Source organism: Streptomyces sp. NPDC050806 (assembly GCF_055586425.1).
This window is the reverse complement of sequence record NZ_JBVJIF010000008.1, coordinates 38648-52542: the sequence shown is the minus strand read 5'-3', so window position 1 is coordinate 52542 and position 13895 is coordinate 38648. Positions and strand designations below refer to the sequence as shown.

10 protein-coding genes and 1 pseudogene are annotated in these 13895 nt (G+C 67.0%); 2 read left to right on the top strand and 9 right to left on the bottom strand.

Features of this window, described 5'->3' with window-relative positions:
* Positions 1-154 precede the first annotated feature (154 nt).
* The 3 genes and pseudogenes from ACZ6WH_RS24940 to ACZ6WH_RS24930 form a co-directional block, all read right to left on the bottom strand.
* Positions 155-1048: a GAF and ANTAR domain-containing protein gene (locus ACZ6WH_RS24940; protein ID WP_469730779.1), complete on the bottom strand. Its 894-nt coding sequence runs from the start codon at positions 1046-1048 to the stop codon at positions 155-157.
* 91 nt (positions 1049-1139) lie between these two features.
* A complete protein-coding gene (locus ACZ6WH_RS24935) occupies positions 1140-1946 on the bottom strand; it encodes an ANTAR domain-containing protein (RefSeq protein WP_469730777.1) in 807 nt (268 codons plus the stop codon).
* 393 nt (positions 1947-2339) lie between these two features.
* Positions 2340-2744, bottom strand: a pseudogene (locus tag ACZ6WH_RS24930) (RtcB family protein); the annotation flags it as partial.
* A gap of 55 nt (positions 2745-2799) precedes the next feature.
* Here ACZ6WH_RS24930 and ACZ6WH_RS24925 point away from each other — a divergent pair.
* Positions 2800-4380 (top strand): recombinase family protein, encoded by a 1581-nt coding sequence (locus tag ACZ6WH_RS24925; protein WP_469730776.1) that lies wholly within the window; start codon positions 2800-2802, stop codon positions 4378-4380.
* Positions 4381-4536: 156 nt separating this feature from the next.
* Here the strand turns inward: ACZ6WH_RS24925 and ACZ6WH_RS24920 are convergent, their stop codons facing one another.
* The 6 genes from ACZ6WH_RS24920 to ACZ6WH_RS24895 all read right to left on the bottom strand — a co-directional run bounded on the left by ACZ6WH_RS24920 (position 4537) and on the right by ACZ6WH_RS24895 (position 12602).
* The gene (locus ACZ6WH_RS24920) at positions 4537-5925 is read right to left on the bottom strand and encodes a hypothetical protein (protein ID WP_469730774.1); all 1389 of its coding nucleotides are present in this window, start codon (positions 5923-5925) and stop codon (positions 4537-4539) included.
* An 8-nt stretch (positions 5926-5933) separates the two neighbouring features.
* Entirely contained in the window at positions 5934-7952 is a 2019-nt protein-coding gene (locus tag ACZ6WH_RS24915) for an HNH endonuclease (protein ID WP_469730772.1), read from the bottom strand.
* A 346-nt stretch (positions 7953-8298) separates the two neighbouring features.
* Positions 8299-9777 carry a replication initiator gene (locus ACZ6WH_RS24910; protein ID WP_469730770.1) on the bottom strand — a complete coding sequence of 493 codons (1479 nt, stop codon included), beginning with the start codon at positions 9775-9777 and terminating at the stop codon, positions 8299-8301.
* A gap of 128 nt (positions 9778-9905) precedes the next feature.
* The gene (locus ACZ6WH_RS24905; RefSeq protein ID WP_469730768.1) at positions 9906-10700 is read right to left on the bottom strand and encodes a DUF2637 domain-containing protein; all 795 of its coding nucleotides are present in this window, start codon (positions 10698-10700) and stop codon (positions 9906-9908) included.
* Between the two features lie 51 nt (positions 10701-10751).
* Entirely contained in the window at positions 10752-12161 is a 1410-nt protein-coding gene (locus tag ACZ6WH_RS24900) for an FtsK/SpoIIIE domain-containing protein (RefSeq protein WP_469730766.1), read from the bottom strand.
* A 63-nt stretch (positions 12162-12224) separates the two neighbouring features.
* Complete coding sequence (locus ACZ6WH_RS24895; RefSeq protein WP_469730764.1) at positions 12225-12602, bottom strand: SCO3933 family regulatory protein; 378 nt, start codon at positions 12600-12602, stop codon at positions 12225-12227.
* A gap of 247 nt (positions 12603-12849) precedes the next feature.
* Here ACZ6WH_RS24895 and ACZ6WH_RS24890 point away from each other — a divergent pair, with 247 nt between their 5' ends.
* On the top strand, positions 12850-13338 hold the full coding sequence (locus ACZ6WH_RS24890; RefSeq protein ID WP_469730762.1) for an SCO5717 family growth-regulating ATPase: 489 nt from the start codon (positions 12850-12852) through the stop codon (positions 13336-13338).
* Positions 13339-13895 lie beyond the last annotated feature (557 nt).

Sequence of the window (13895 nt, the reverse complement as noted above, 5' to 3'; positions counted from 1 at the left end):
CACGGATGACCGGAACGTCATGCACCCGTGGCGCTCCTCGCCGACGTGGCCGTGCCGGCACCGGTCCGCCGCCCGACGGCGGGCACGTTCCTGCGGTGCCCGCGGCCCGGTGTCCTCACGGCCGTGCGCCACGACGGGTACCCCGCGGGACCCGTCAGAACACGCCGGGCGGCCAGAGATCGGGATCGTCGAGATCCAGTTCGCCTCGCAGCACGGCCCGTGCCGTGCCCAGCAGGGTACGGCTGCGGCGAAAGGCATGGGCCCGCAGGCGCAGCAGGGCCAACTCGGGCGAGACCTCCAGCCGTTCGGTGAGCCTGCCGACCGCCTGATGGACATGGCCGAACGGAAGGTCTTCGAGCGCGAAGAGCCAGTCGCTGGACCGCGTGGCGGTCAGCGCGACGGTATCCGCCAGCGTGACGGCGTTGCCCAGCTGGTCGGCATCCATGATCCCCGGAGTTCTGCGATGGCCGACGAGCGCACCGATCGAGAGCTCGCCGAGGAAAAGGGGAAAGGCGAACACGGCACGCACGCCGAGTGCCTCCATGGAGCAGGACATACCGGGCCAGTGGGACGAGGCCGGGCCGCTCACGTCGGGTACCAGCACCACGTGCCCGTTCCGCGCGGCGTCCCGGCTGGGGCCCTGTCCCTGTACCCACTGGAGGTCCTCCAGCGCGCGGGCGAGGACGCTGGAGCAGTGCACCACCTCCGGGGAGCCGGACTTCGGGCCCACCAGGAGCGCCAGTCCGTCCAGGCCGAGACCGTGGGCGCACGCCTTGAGCGGCGGGGAACACAGGTCGAACCCCTCCAGCACGGCAGGGAAGCCGGGGGGACCGCTCGCCGCCCACTCCCGCAGGTCGCGCCGGCGCAGCTGCCGCATCTCCCGTATCTGCGCCCGGGCGTTCCGGGCCTCCTCCCGCATCCGGCGGGACCGCTCGCGCATCTGGCGGGACTTCGTCAGCGCATCGCGCGTGGCGACGGACAACGCGAGATAGCGCTCGGATGCTGCCTTCCCCGGCGTACGGACGTCGGTACTGACTCTCCCGGCCATCGGCTTCCTGACCTCCGATGCGGCTAGTGGTGAGGCGGCAGGTCCGGGCTGTTCCCACCCGGACCCACCGGCTGCGGGACACCGGACACCCTCACTCGCCGGTCGTCCGGCACAGTGGGGAACGGTGGAAAGGAGGCTCGGTCAACGTGCCGTTCATGACGTTCCGGGCCACTTCACCGAGCGGGAGCCGGTGCTCACGGGCGTAGGAACGCAGCAACGAGAAGGCCTCGTCAGGAGTGCAGTTCCTGCGCTCGCTGACCCGCCCCTTGGCCTGTTCGATGGGGACCCGGCTCTGGAGCGCGCCGCCCAGCTGGTCGACGGCACGCAGGGTCTCCTGGTGCTGCAGCCCCTGAGCGCACGCCGCGACCAGGAACTCCAGCCCGGCGACAAGATCTTCGGGCACGGACATGTCATCGAAGTGGTAGAGGATCAGGACGCCTCTGCTCCGGCCGGCCAGGGGCAGCAGAACCGTGGTGACTCCGCGCACGCCGACGGCCGACGCGGCGGTGCAGAACCCCGGCCAGGCGGGTTGTCCCCCGCCGTTCAGCGGCACTCCCGTGGCGGATGTCCCGCGACGCAGGGCCTCCTTCCCCGGAGTGGGCCGGTCGCCGGTCTCCCACTGCGCCAGCCCGGCGGCCACCGGCCCGCTGTGCCCCAGGCTCCGCCTGACCCGCCGTGCGGACACCTCGGTCAGGGCTGCCGCCTCCGCCACGAGGCCACCGGCCAGCAGCCGGTCACGAGCCTGCCGCGCCAGCGCTTCCAGCCGCTGGGGGACGTCCGCCGCCGTGCTCGCGTCGGACAGCCCGAGCAACATTTCGACCAGCTCGCCCGTCAGCGCGCCGCCGACGGCGACAGGTGGACGTGCACTGTCTCCGGCGGTTTCCGGATACCGGTCCATGCCGCGCTCTCCTCACTGTCGCTCGTCCTGAAGCCCGCACGGCCCCACGTACGGGAACGGAGAGCTTCCGCGATGCCGCCACCAGTGCCGAGTCCACCGGCATCCTTCGGTTTTCTGCCCCTTGAGCCGACTCCTTGAGACGACTCTGCAGGCAGTATGGCCGGAATCCCGCCCCCCCCACACGGATTTGCCTTCCACTCACCACCGAAATACGCACAGCGACGTCCAGGGAGCGCAGGCGGCCGCGGCTCGCGACCCCGGAAGCCGGACCCACGGGCAACACCCGGCGCCGGCACCCGTTCCCCGGTCGACCACACGCCAGAGGCCCCGGACGCGTACGCACGTCCGGGGCCCCCGACCGCTCCTCAGCCCTTCACACAGACGACCCGGCGATCAGCCCTTCACGCAGACGACCTGCTTGAGCTTGGCGACGACCTGCACCAGGTCGCGCTGCTGGTCGATGACCCGCTCGATGGGCTTGTACGCACCGGGGATCTCATCCACCACGCCGGAGTCCTTACGGCACTCCACACCCCGCGTCTGCTCCTCCAGATCCCGCGTGGAGAAACGCTTCTTCGCGGCGTTACGGCTCATCTTCCGCCCCGCGCCGTGCGACGCGGAGTTGAAGGACAGCTCGTTGCCGAGCCCCTTCACGATGTACGAACCGGTCCCCATCGACCCCGGAATGATCCCGAAGTCCCCACTCCCGGCCCGGATCGCCCCCTTCCGCGTCACCAGCAGATCCATCCCCTCGTACCGCTCCTCGGCCACGTAGTTGTGGTGGCAGAAGAGTTGCTGATTGCATAGGAGGCTCACGCGCTGGGCCGTACGGCTGGGGGAAGAGGAAGAGACCGTGACGCTGGCAGAAGAACAACCGAAGAAGATGACCTCCGCCGAGGTCGAACGCCTGGTCAGCGGCCTGCGCGGCATACCCGCCGGGGCTCCGAGCCTGGACGAGGCGAAGGCCATGCGGGAGGCCGGCTGGCGCCTGGTCGTGGCGTACTGCCGCATATCCGACGACGGCCACAAGCGTGATGGCCACGGCGTGGAAGACCAGACGCGGCACTGCGGCCGCATCGCAGCGCGCGACCGAATGGTGGTCATTCACCACTACATAGACAACGACAAGTCGGCGTCGAAGGCCAACGTCATCCGCGACGACTTCGACAGCATGGTTGACGCCCTCGAACACGGCACCACAGAGCACGGCTACCCAGTCGATGGCGTGGTGTGCGTAGCGGACGACCGGCTCTACAGGGGCGCGCACGCCTACGAACGGTTCGTGGACTCCTTCACGGCGCTCCCCGACCGCGTGTACGCCGACGACACCGGCCGCCATGACCTGTACGGCGACGGGGCCGAGTACCGCGGACTGCTGGGCGTCGCCGCGTCCCGCTCGGAGACCAAAAAGAAGAAGCGACGCGCCCGGTTGAACCACCTGGCCCGCGCAGAACGAGGTGAGCCGGTCGCCGGCCGCCGCCCCTTCGGCTGGAACGACGACAAGCTCACTCTGCACCCGGGCGAGTCCGCAGTCGTCCGCCAGGGCGTCATGGACCTGCTCTCCGGCAAAAGCATCACGACGGTGACGTGGAACTTCGTGGAGTCGGGCTTCACGACGACGATGGGCAACAGCTGGCAGCTTCAGACGGTGAAGCAGATTCTCCGCAACCCGCGCATCTGCGGCTACCGGAAGCTGAACGGTGAGTTGGTGGCCGACGCCGAGGGCAATCCGGTTGTCGGCAAGTGGGAGCCGATCGTGACGCCCAAGGAGTGGTACGCCGTCACGGCACTGCTGGAGAAGAATCGCAGTGCCGGCGGCTGGGACGGCATGGGAGAGGGCAAGCGCACGCCGCGCAAGTACCTGCTCACCGGCCTTCTTCGGTGCGGCAAAAAGCTGGAGGACGGCCGGACCTGCCACGCGAAGATGCACGGAGCCCCCGCCCGGAACACGCACAAGTACCGCTGCAGGTCAGTGCTGGACGGGGGCTGCGACAAGCTCAGCCGTCAGGGCCCTGCGATCGACAAGCTGATCACTCAGCTCGTACTGGCCAAGCTGGAGAAGCGCAACGCGGAGCGAGAGCCGGTCGAAGAGACGTGGACCGAGGAGCAGCAGTTGGAGGCCGCACAGCGGCGCAAAAGTGCGCTGGAGGAGCAGTGGCACGCGGAGGAGATCAGTGACTCCACGTTCTTCTCCCTGCTGAAGAAGGTTGAAGCGGAGATCAAGCGCCTCTCCAACGAGCGGAAGGCGTGGGCCGCGCGCCAGGAGACCCGGAAGCACGAGGTCACTGACGTACGGGCCCAGTGGAAGGACATGGACCTACAGCAGAGGCGCACGATCATCTTCAGTGCCCTTGAGGCTGTGATCGTCCTCCCCGGCGTGAAGGGCTCTCACAAGTTCGACCCCGACACGATCATTCCGGTGTGGAAGGACTAGCCACTGTGGAAGGCACCGCTGACCTCGACCTAAATGCTCACGCCCCACTTTGAGAAGACAGGAGAGGTCAGCGTACGGTCGGAACGCATACCTGAAGACGGCACGGCGATGCCCCCGCCGGCAGCTCACGGTGGGGGCATCCCTCGGAGGCGAGGATCAAACCGCCTTGGTGTCGATAACCCTCAAGCGACCGCCTTCCCTAGGCGTAAGCAAGGCGACAAGCGCGTTTACCGACTTCTGAAGCTCAGTAACCTCTTGGACCAGCTCCTCGTCAGCGATGGCCGCCAGTGGAGCCTCAGCCACGGCGGCAATGCTCTTGGCTGTGCTTGTAAGCACCTTGTGAACGCGGGCCCGATGCTCAGCGGCCTGGGCCTCCGGGTTCGCCTCGATTGTCTCGACAATGAGCTGCTGGACGGCCTCATACGCCTCGGCGACTGACTCGGCCGGGTCCGAGTCCTCCATGTGCTCGATCGCGGCTAGGTGTCGTTCGGCCTCGGACTTGACCTTCTCCGGAGCTTCGATGAGCTGTCCAGCGGGCGTTTTCAGCTTGCCGTCCTCAGCTACTCGGCGAACGTAGGCGAGTTGATCGGTCCTCCGGGCCTCCGTCGCCACGGCCTTCTTCAGCTCCGGCGCTTCAGCGACCGTCCTAGCCATTGCGGCTTGGAGGTCGGTGTCATCTTCCATGCGGTCCACGAGCGCCTTCCGGGCCGCTTCAGCAGTTTTCGGATCGCCGAGGATTGCTGTCCGCAGGGCAGCAGGGTTCTTGGCGACCTTCATCGCCTCGGTGTAGCTCGTGCCCGCAGCCTCAGCCTGCTCAGCAATGCTTTCACGTCGGTCAGTGCTCTGCTCGTACTTGGTGAAGTATTCACCCCACAGCTCCGCGGGGGGCAGTTCCACGGTCTGACCAGGGACGAGGTCATCGAAACCCGGTACAACGCCAGCGACGGCAGCGCGTTCCCATGCGCGGTAGAACCGCATCACTCGCGGCCCAGTGGTGCCAGCCATAGTTGCGAAGCGCTTCGCAGACACTTTTCGCATCTCGTGACGATCGCTACGAGGCAAGACCTCAGACTCATCGCCATGCCCAGTACCAGGCTGGACGCTACGTGCCACCATGAGGCCGAAGATCCAGCCACCAGACTTCGCGTAAGCACCGAAATCCTCAGCGTCACGGACAATCGGATCTTCATCAGGGGCAGGCCCGAGAAGCTCAGCCATCTTGGCACGCATGAGGTCCATCTCCTCGCGGACGTGTGCCACGCCCTCATGCGGGTGAGGCAACCGGAGGAGCACGCGGACATGCTCCACACTGCTGCCGAGTCCGAACGGCGGGTTCGCCTCGATGAACGACGCGAAGTCGGTGAACGGCTCCTCCTGGTTGACGCCGGAAGGGATCTTGCGCCACGCATCATCCCGAAGGACGGCCGCAAGGAGCCCGAGGAAGCCAACAGGGGTACCACCGTTCCGCTCCAGGGACTCCCGGAGTTGGTATACCTGCTGTTGTTCCTCCGTTAGGTAACTGTTCGAGTCGACGTGAACGCTCATGATCTCTCCTACTTGAGGGCCAAGGCGACACGGAGCCGCTTGTTGGCCTTGTCTACGGTATTGGCCTGCGACGCGTTGTATCCCGCCGACTCGTTCACCCTCGCCGTCGCCTTCGTTACCGCATCCGCGTAGCCCGCAGAGTCGGGCTTCACATTGCACCGATACAGGTAGCTCCTCACGGCATCCATGACCCTGGCGTTGATGTCGGCGATCTGCTGCCTCTCCGTCTTCGGCGTCTCGTGGAGAGGCTCCTCGGCACGCTGCGGCGGAACTGTCGGCGGCTGCTGCACCATGACGCCGGCCATCTCAAGGATCTTCTTGATCTTGGAAGCATCCTCGCCGGAGTCCGCCATGACCTTGTAGCCCTCGATCAGGAGAAGCTCGTCGGCCTCGACATCGACCTCGTTGCTGGCGGCCTTGGTCGTCGTAGCGATGGCCGACTCGACGAACGAAAGTGCTTGCTGGACGGGCTCGGCTGGTTCCGTCGGCTCGGTGGGGTCGCGCTCCTCAATCAGCCGGAGGCCCTGCTCTTCCTCCTCACGCAGCAGGGCCAGAAATCCCTCCATTTTGGGGTCGTTCGGGGCGACGATCACGCAGGACTGCTTCCTGGCAGGCATGTCCTTCCACACCCGAAGACCGCGACCGACGAGCTGCATCAGGTGGCCGCCGTCACGGTAGTGGGTCAAGATGCCCACGACGGTGATCTGCGGGCAGTCGTAACCAATGAAGGCCATTCGGACGGTTACGAGAATGTCCATCGGCTTGACCTTGAAGTCAGCCAACGCCTGCGGCGCATCGGAGTCGGCCGAAACAGCGATCCCGACCCGCAGGTCCGGATACTCCTGCTGGAGGTACTTCTGGACCTTCTTGGCGTCTGCCTGCTGCATACAGGAGATCAGGCCCCGGTAATACTTGCTGAACTTCTGCTTGTCCCGAACCTTCGTCACGACGCGGTCCACGAGCGGCTTCCAGACCTTCTCATCCCGCAGCACAGGGACCAGGTCATCACCATCATCGGACAGGTTGTACTCAAGGAGAGTGTCGCCACTCCCGGAGTCCGGGTCGCCGAGAGTGCGCTTAGAGACGCGAGCGTCGGTCCGGTGAAGCTCGAACGTCCGCAAGTAGCCTTCCGCGACTCCGTCCGAGTACCGCGCCTCGGCATGGCACACCAGGTTCATCTTGCGGGGGTCAGACAGATCCGGCTCATAATCAGCGAGGATCAGCCTCTGGTTGTCGGCCCGGTACGGAGTTCCAGTCAGCAGTAGCGTGTGCAGCGCGTACTCGTTCATCTTTTCGACCAGGGCACCGGCCTTGGTCCCGCCATCTTCCCGGTCGCCCGCAGCGCCGCAGAACTGCGCCTCATCGGCGACGAGCAGAAAGCGTCCCTCGTTGCGTCTGGCCCAGTTCAGGAAAATGCTTTCGTTAGTTACCAGCGCACTGTACGTCGCGACGTAGCCGCTACCTCGTTCGTTCGGGAGGGTCAGGGGTACCTCACTGACCCGGTGCCGGACACGGCCCAGTCTCTTGACGGGATCGAAGAGATGACACAGACCGTGCACGTTCTTATCCGCGTCGAGCACCATCCAGCCCGTCTCGCACTGCTCGGCGAGCGCAGTCCGAGGCACGAACACGGCCACGTAGTCGATCAGGTCAGCTCGGATGAGTTCCGTTGCCAGCGCCTGGTAGGTGAGGGTCTTCCCTGATCCGGGCGCCGCCAGGACCACGGTGTGCTGCTGTCGCTCGCGGATACGCTCCACCACCTGAAACAGCACTTCACGCTGGAAGGGGCGCGGGTCAAACTGGTCCGAGTACTGCATGTCAGTCCCTTTTTTGTTGTTACAGGCGTCACACAGCGCCTGACCATTTTCGATCGCAGTTGGGCCGCCGGCGGCCCAGGGAATCTTGTGGTCCGCGTGCCATCCGCCGGTCAGCTCCACGCTGCACCGCTGGCAACGGCCCTCCGCGAGTTCGTACAGGACGTTTCGCTGGCCACGATCGAAGTACCGATGTGGGTCACGCTCAACCACGCCGCCCGACCTCCCCTGTGAGGCAACGAACTTGACGCTCCGAAGGGTAACGGCGGGGTCTGACAATGGGTCCCTACACGAGGTATGTGACTACTGCGACCGTTCATTCGCCCTTGGGCGCCGCCTGCACCGGGCGACTTGACGTGCCCGGCGGTCGCCCGACAGGACGCGAGGACTCACCAGGTGAATCGAACGCCGAGCACGTGGCCCATGCGGTTCCATCGCTCGGAGTCCCACTCGGGCGACTTCTCGATCCACTTTGCTATCCATGCTCGCTCCTCACGGCTCAACTCGCCGGCGAACGCCTTGCGTCCCTGTGAGGTGTCCGCTGCCTCAGATGCGGCATTCACCGCCAGATCTCTCCTTCCGTCTTGACGCATGCGGCCTGGTTGCGGGCTTCGGTGATCTCGTGACGGACTTGAGCAGCCAGGAGTTCTTCGCCGGGGCGGTAGCCAGATGCGAGGTACTGCCAGTGGGAGAAGACGAGGGTGGTCTCTTCGTCGGTCTCGGTGGTGGGGGCGGCGGTGCCCTCGGGGGCGGAAGCTTCCTGCTGCTTGCGCCAGTTGCGGCGTATGTCGCGGAGAGCGCCGAGGGTGGTGGAGTAGCGTCGGGACTTGCTGGAGAAGTGGCCGCGGAAACCGAGCATGTGGGCCCACTTCCAGAGTTTGAGGTCGGCGAATTCCGGTAGGTGGCCGAGGTTCCACGCGGTACGGATCATCTGCCGGACGTGAGCGGCAACACGCAGGTCCTTGATGGGCTCGGCCTGGCCGGTGCCCTCACAGGAGGTGCACAGTGCAGGGACACGGCCGGTGCCGGCCTGGTGTCCGCGTCCGTCGCAGGCCGGGCATGCCAAGGCGCGGTCGATGGTGCCGGAGTCCTCGGCCCCTTTGGTGGCGTACTTGGCGACGTAGGCGGCCACCTTCTGATCGGTCCATTCGCCCTCGTCGGGGGCGGTGATCTCGCGGGCGTCGAATTCGCTGCCCCACGTGATGACGCGCTCCCCCGTGGCGTCGGAGACCACGGTGAGGGCCACGTTCCTGACGGTCTCGCCGAGGGCGTGGGTGAGTGCGTCGGCGGTCGCCCAGGCGGGCGGCTCCGTGGTGTGACCGTCGGGGCCGTCGAGGCGGACCACGGCGTGGAAGTGCACCAGGCCGCGCTTTTGGTACTCGGCGACCTTGGCGAAGGACAGACGCACGGCCGCGTTCAATGCCTTCTGCGTCATGCCCAGGTGGGCGGCCAGGTTGCGGCGCAGGTAGGTGGTGAAGCGGGCCCACAGAGCTCCGGCGTGCGCGTTCCACAGCACGGCGCCGGTGTAGTCGTAGGTTTCCGGGTCCAGCGGGGTACCGAGTTCGGGGGCGTCCTCGGCGTGGCGGGTGCCGCAGCGGCAGCGCTGCACGGTGCCCGCCTTGGTGGTACGGCGGTTGTGGACGGGGCCGAAGGAGGGGGCGGTGAGGGTGACGAAGAGTCGGGGGTGGGCGCGGATGGTGTCGGGGACGGTCTTGCCGCCGGTCAGCCCGGCCTTGATCAGGTGGTAGGTGTCGCCCGCGTACAGGCGGGAGCAGGAGGGGCAGCGGGAGGCGCGGCGGTTCCCGCAGGCGATCAGCAGGCGGCCGGTGGGTTCGTCAGCAGTGGTGTACGAACGCAGGATTTCGTTCGTGGCACGGTCAACGGTGGCGGTCTGGCCGACGAGGTTGACGGGGCGGGTGCAGCCGCGAACGGCGCGGACCTGCTCGGTCACGCGGTCGAAGTCGGACAGGTGGGCCAGCTCGATCAGGTCACGCAGGGCCGGGCTTTTCACATGGCGCAAGTCCAGGGGCGCCTTCATGGCGGGTGGCTCCTTTCCGTGAGTGAGGAGCCCCGGGCAGCGCTGAGCGCAGGAGGGCAGGCAGCAGCTGCCCGGGGCAGGGTGAAGCCCGGTGAGGGCGGGGAGGATGCCGGGAGGCCGGCGGGGGCTCAGGCCGTGAGCTGGGCGTGGGCAGCGGTGGCCAGCGGCAGCGCGACGCCGAGGCGGGTCTTGAGCTGGGCGGGCGTGATCGGTTCGCCGTGTTGGGCCTGGTGGGAGGCGGCGATGGAGCGGGCCGCGTCCATCAGCGGCTCAGGCACCGGCATGCGGGACGTGGGGCGCACAGGCGCGAGTCTCGCCGGTTCGGGCGCCGAGGCCGGGGCAGGCTCGGCAGTAGCCGGAGGCGCAGCCGGAACCGGGGCCGGGACGGGTTCAGCCTTCGCAGAGACTGGCGCGCCCGGAGCTGGGTCTTCGGGTACAGAGGCCGGGGGTTCCTCGGTGGGCGCCGGAGTGCCCTCGGTTTCGACGGGGGCCGGGTGCGGTTCGTCGGCCACGGCCGGGTGGGCCACGGTGTGGAAGTGGCGCAGGAGCTGTGGGCCAACGGCTCCCCAGCCCAGGAGCAAGAGCGGGGCGACCGCGTCCACGGCGGCGCGGCCGTAGTGTCCGGCGATGAGGGGTTCGGCGATGTTGAGGGCCAGGGTCAGCAGGCCGGAGACGTGCATCAGGCGGGTGGCCGCCTTCATCTGTTCGGCGTGGACGCCGCGCAGGGAGAGATAGCGCAGGGCCACCAGGAGGCCGACCACGGACAGGTCGACCATGGGCGCGATCAGCGGCGCGACGGGCCGGGGCACACCCAGGCGCAGCGCGAGGGACCAGACGTTGCCGAAGGAGAAGACGAAGGCCAGGGCGGCGATGATGGCCATGACCACGGTGACGGTGCGCTGAGTGATCCGGTCCTCAGTCATAAGGGTTCACCTCCTTTCAGGTGTCGTGACGGAACGGGAGGCCGGCAGCGGTCAGGCTGCCTTGGAGAGCCAGTCCTCGCCCCAGACGCCCGGGCCCATGATTTCTTCGAGCAGTTCGGACGGGTCGCGCGTGAGGTGAACCGTTTCCGCGGCAATGCGGGCGGCGTCCTCATCGGCCACGTACGGGGTGCGGATGCGGGTGAAGCCGGTCTGGTTCTTGCTCCGCATGACAGCGACGCCGACGTACGCCGGGTCCCGCAGCTCGGTGGGGTGGGCGTCGGGCCAGTCGCGGATGTCATCGCCCAGGGCGGCCACGGCCGCTTCCATGGTCCGCTGGGCGAAGGACAGGCCGACCGGGCACACGTCCCGGATGAAGGTGGGGATGGCATCCCCGGTGGTCTTCTGCGTGGTGAGGATGACCAGCATGCCGACGCTGCGGCCCTTCTTCACCAAGTCCTCCACCAGCCGGGCGTTCTCCGCCGCCAGGGCGGCGAGTTCCTTGGACTTCTTGTCCGGGCCCTTGTAGTCGCGGAAGTAAGTGTGCGCCTCGTCGATGATCAGGACGGTCAGCGGCCACTGCTCGCTCAGGCCGATGTCCCAGATGTTCTTCGCATGGGGCTTGCCCTGAAGCCTGCCCCAGGTGCGTAGGGAGGCGTGACGGGCCCGTCGCAGGCGCACCATGCGATGGAACAGCGCGTTCGCGTCCCGCAGGTCATCGCCCACGAAGTCGAACAGTCGCCCCTCCAGGTCGGCATAGTCGCCCTCCTGCCTGCCGGAGACCTTGCCGTCAGCCACGGCGAACTGAATCAGAAGAGAGGGGGCGGTGTCGCAGATGAAGCCGTTGATCAGGGAGGTCTTGCCGTAGCCGGGCAGGCCGCCCACGATCACGCCGGGCACGTTGGACAGGGTCACCACCATCGCCATGGCGTACTCGTCCATGCCCAGGCGCCACAGAGCCAGTTCCTCGGGCGGCTTCCCGGTGGGCTTGTGCGTGGTCGGGGTGAGCAACGGGTCCACCCGCACACCCCGGATGAGGACCTGTCCGGGGCCATCGGGGTGCACCGAGACCCGCGCACAGCGCCAGGCGTCTGCCAGGTAGGGCGCGGCTTTCTGGAACTCCTTCAAGCTCACCTTGGGCAGGCAGTTCGCGTGCACCATCACCCCGTACTGGTCGGCCTTGACCTTGATGGCCGGGGTCAGGACTCGGGGCTTGGGCGGCTTGCCGTCGGCGGTGGACAGCGAGGCCAGCGCGGTGGGCGTCCGGTCGGTGACCGACAGCCCCGCCATCGGGGCCAGGCGCTTCCAGCGTCGCCGGATACGTACCGCCTGCCGCAGGCTGGCCCGGGTCATCCGATCAGCCAGCGCATAGCGGGTCGCCCACACGATCGCCCAGATGGCGATGAGGGCGAGGGCCGCCCCGACCAGGATCGGGGCGTACCCAAACACCTCCAGGGGTGTCACGAGGTCTCCTTCGTTTCGTAGAGGTGGCCTAACAGGGCCGATTCGTCTTGCGGCCTACGGCTGTTACGCGGCCATCTCGTCCGGGGCGTGGCCACCGGCAGTGTGGGAGACCGGCTTCAGAGCGGCGGCCCGGTAGGCGACGCCGTCGGAGACCTGGCCGTTGAAAAGGCGGGCCCACGGGGTGGCGAACAGCTCCACCGGCTCTACCTGCATGCCCGGCGCCAGGTCCTCGGGGACGCCGCCCTGCGGAACGGTGATCTTCAGCATCTCCGCGCGGCCTTCCTCGGTCAGGAAGAGCGTCACCGTGTACAGCGTCTTGCCCGTCTCCCGGTCGGTGGCGATCTCGCCCGTCTCCGGGTCCTTGACCTTCGGCATCGGCGCGATACCCACCATGAAGCGGGAGTCAGCGGCGAAACCGACGCGAATACGGGTCATAGCCATGGTTGACACATTCCTCTCGTTGCTGCGCCGCTCGATGCTGCGGTGCGTGTGACCACAGTTGTACCCGAACGCTCCAGATCAGTGCAAGGCGATCCGGATCGATCCAGATCAGATTGCTTACAGTTCCCCCGGCAAGACGGTCCGACTTGGCCCGAAATAGCCCCTGGCGCCCTCTCGTGCTCCAGGCCGTTCGCCCTAAACGGGCGTTCGCTGTTCAGGCTGGTCTAGAGCGGGCTACCCTCGGGGTATGGACATGCCGACTGACCACCCGCTGCCGCCGTACCAGCTGGCGGCCGGCAAGCTGCGCAAGCAGATCCTGGAGGGCAAGCTGAAGCCGGGCGACCGGCTCCCCTCGTCGCGGGAGCTGCGCGAGCAACTCGGCATCGCGAACGCCACCGTCCACAGCGCCCTCCGTGTACTCCGGGAAGAAGGACTGGTCTACTCCGTCCCCAACCGAGGCACCTACGTCAAGGACCCCGCAACGTGGTCAGAGGTGGACGCCGACCCCGAAATGACGGGGGAATTCACAATCGACTACACGCCGCCCGCCTGGTACACCCAAAGCACCAAGAGTGCCGCCCCCGGCCGTAGAGCGGCTCCCTCTTCCGTGACTCAGGCCCTGACGCAAACGCTGGAGCAGCTGCGCGAAATGGCCGCTGAACTGAAGGCCCTCAAGCAGCACGTCGAGACTCTTGAGAACAAGGTCCATCAGCTAGAGCAGAAAGACGCTCGCTGATCTGTCCCGCCCGCTCCCGCACCTCTGCCATATCCCGAGCCAGCTGGCCCGTCTCCTCTACGATCGCGGCCAGCAGCTTCAGGTCACTCTCATTCACCGTGCATATCCCCGTTCTCTGAGTCGTTCGCTTCCATCCCAATGAGCCCCTGAGCCCTCACCACGTCGCTCACCACATCGGCGCATCGGAGTAACGAGCCAGGCACGATCGCCGTGGTAAGCCGCCACCGGGCGCGGTAAGTACGGGCCGGCCCCCACTGCGCAATCCCGCAGGCTCCTCGCAGGGAACGACACTCTCTCCTCCGCCTTCTCCCGCACAAAGCCTCTCGGTCGACCTCACAGCAAAACCCCGCCTCCCACTCGCTTCCGCCTCTCTACGAACAGCACATCACTGTTGTCGGACACCTCGGTCAAGGCGATCCATGCTCCGGAAAATCGCCGGTTGGGCGAACCGGGACTTCCGTGATAGACGCACCCAGGCATCCGACCACACACAGCCTGTGGATAGATTCTTTCGGCGCCAGCACCGGTCCCCGCCACAGCGGACAGCAATGGCTTCG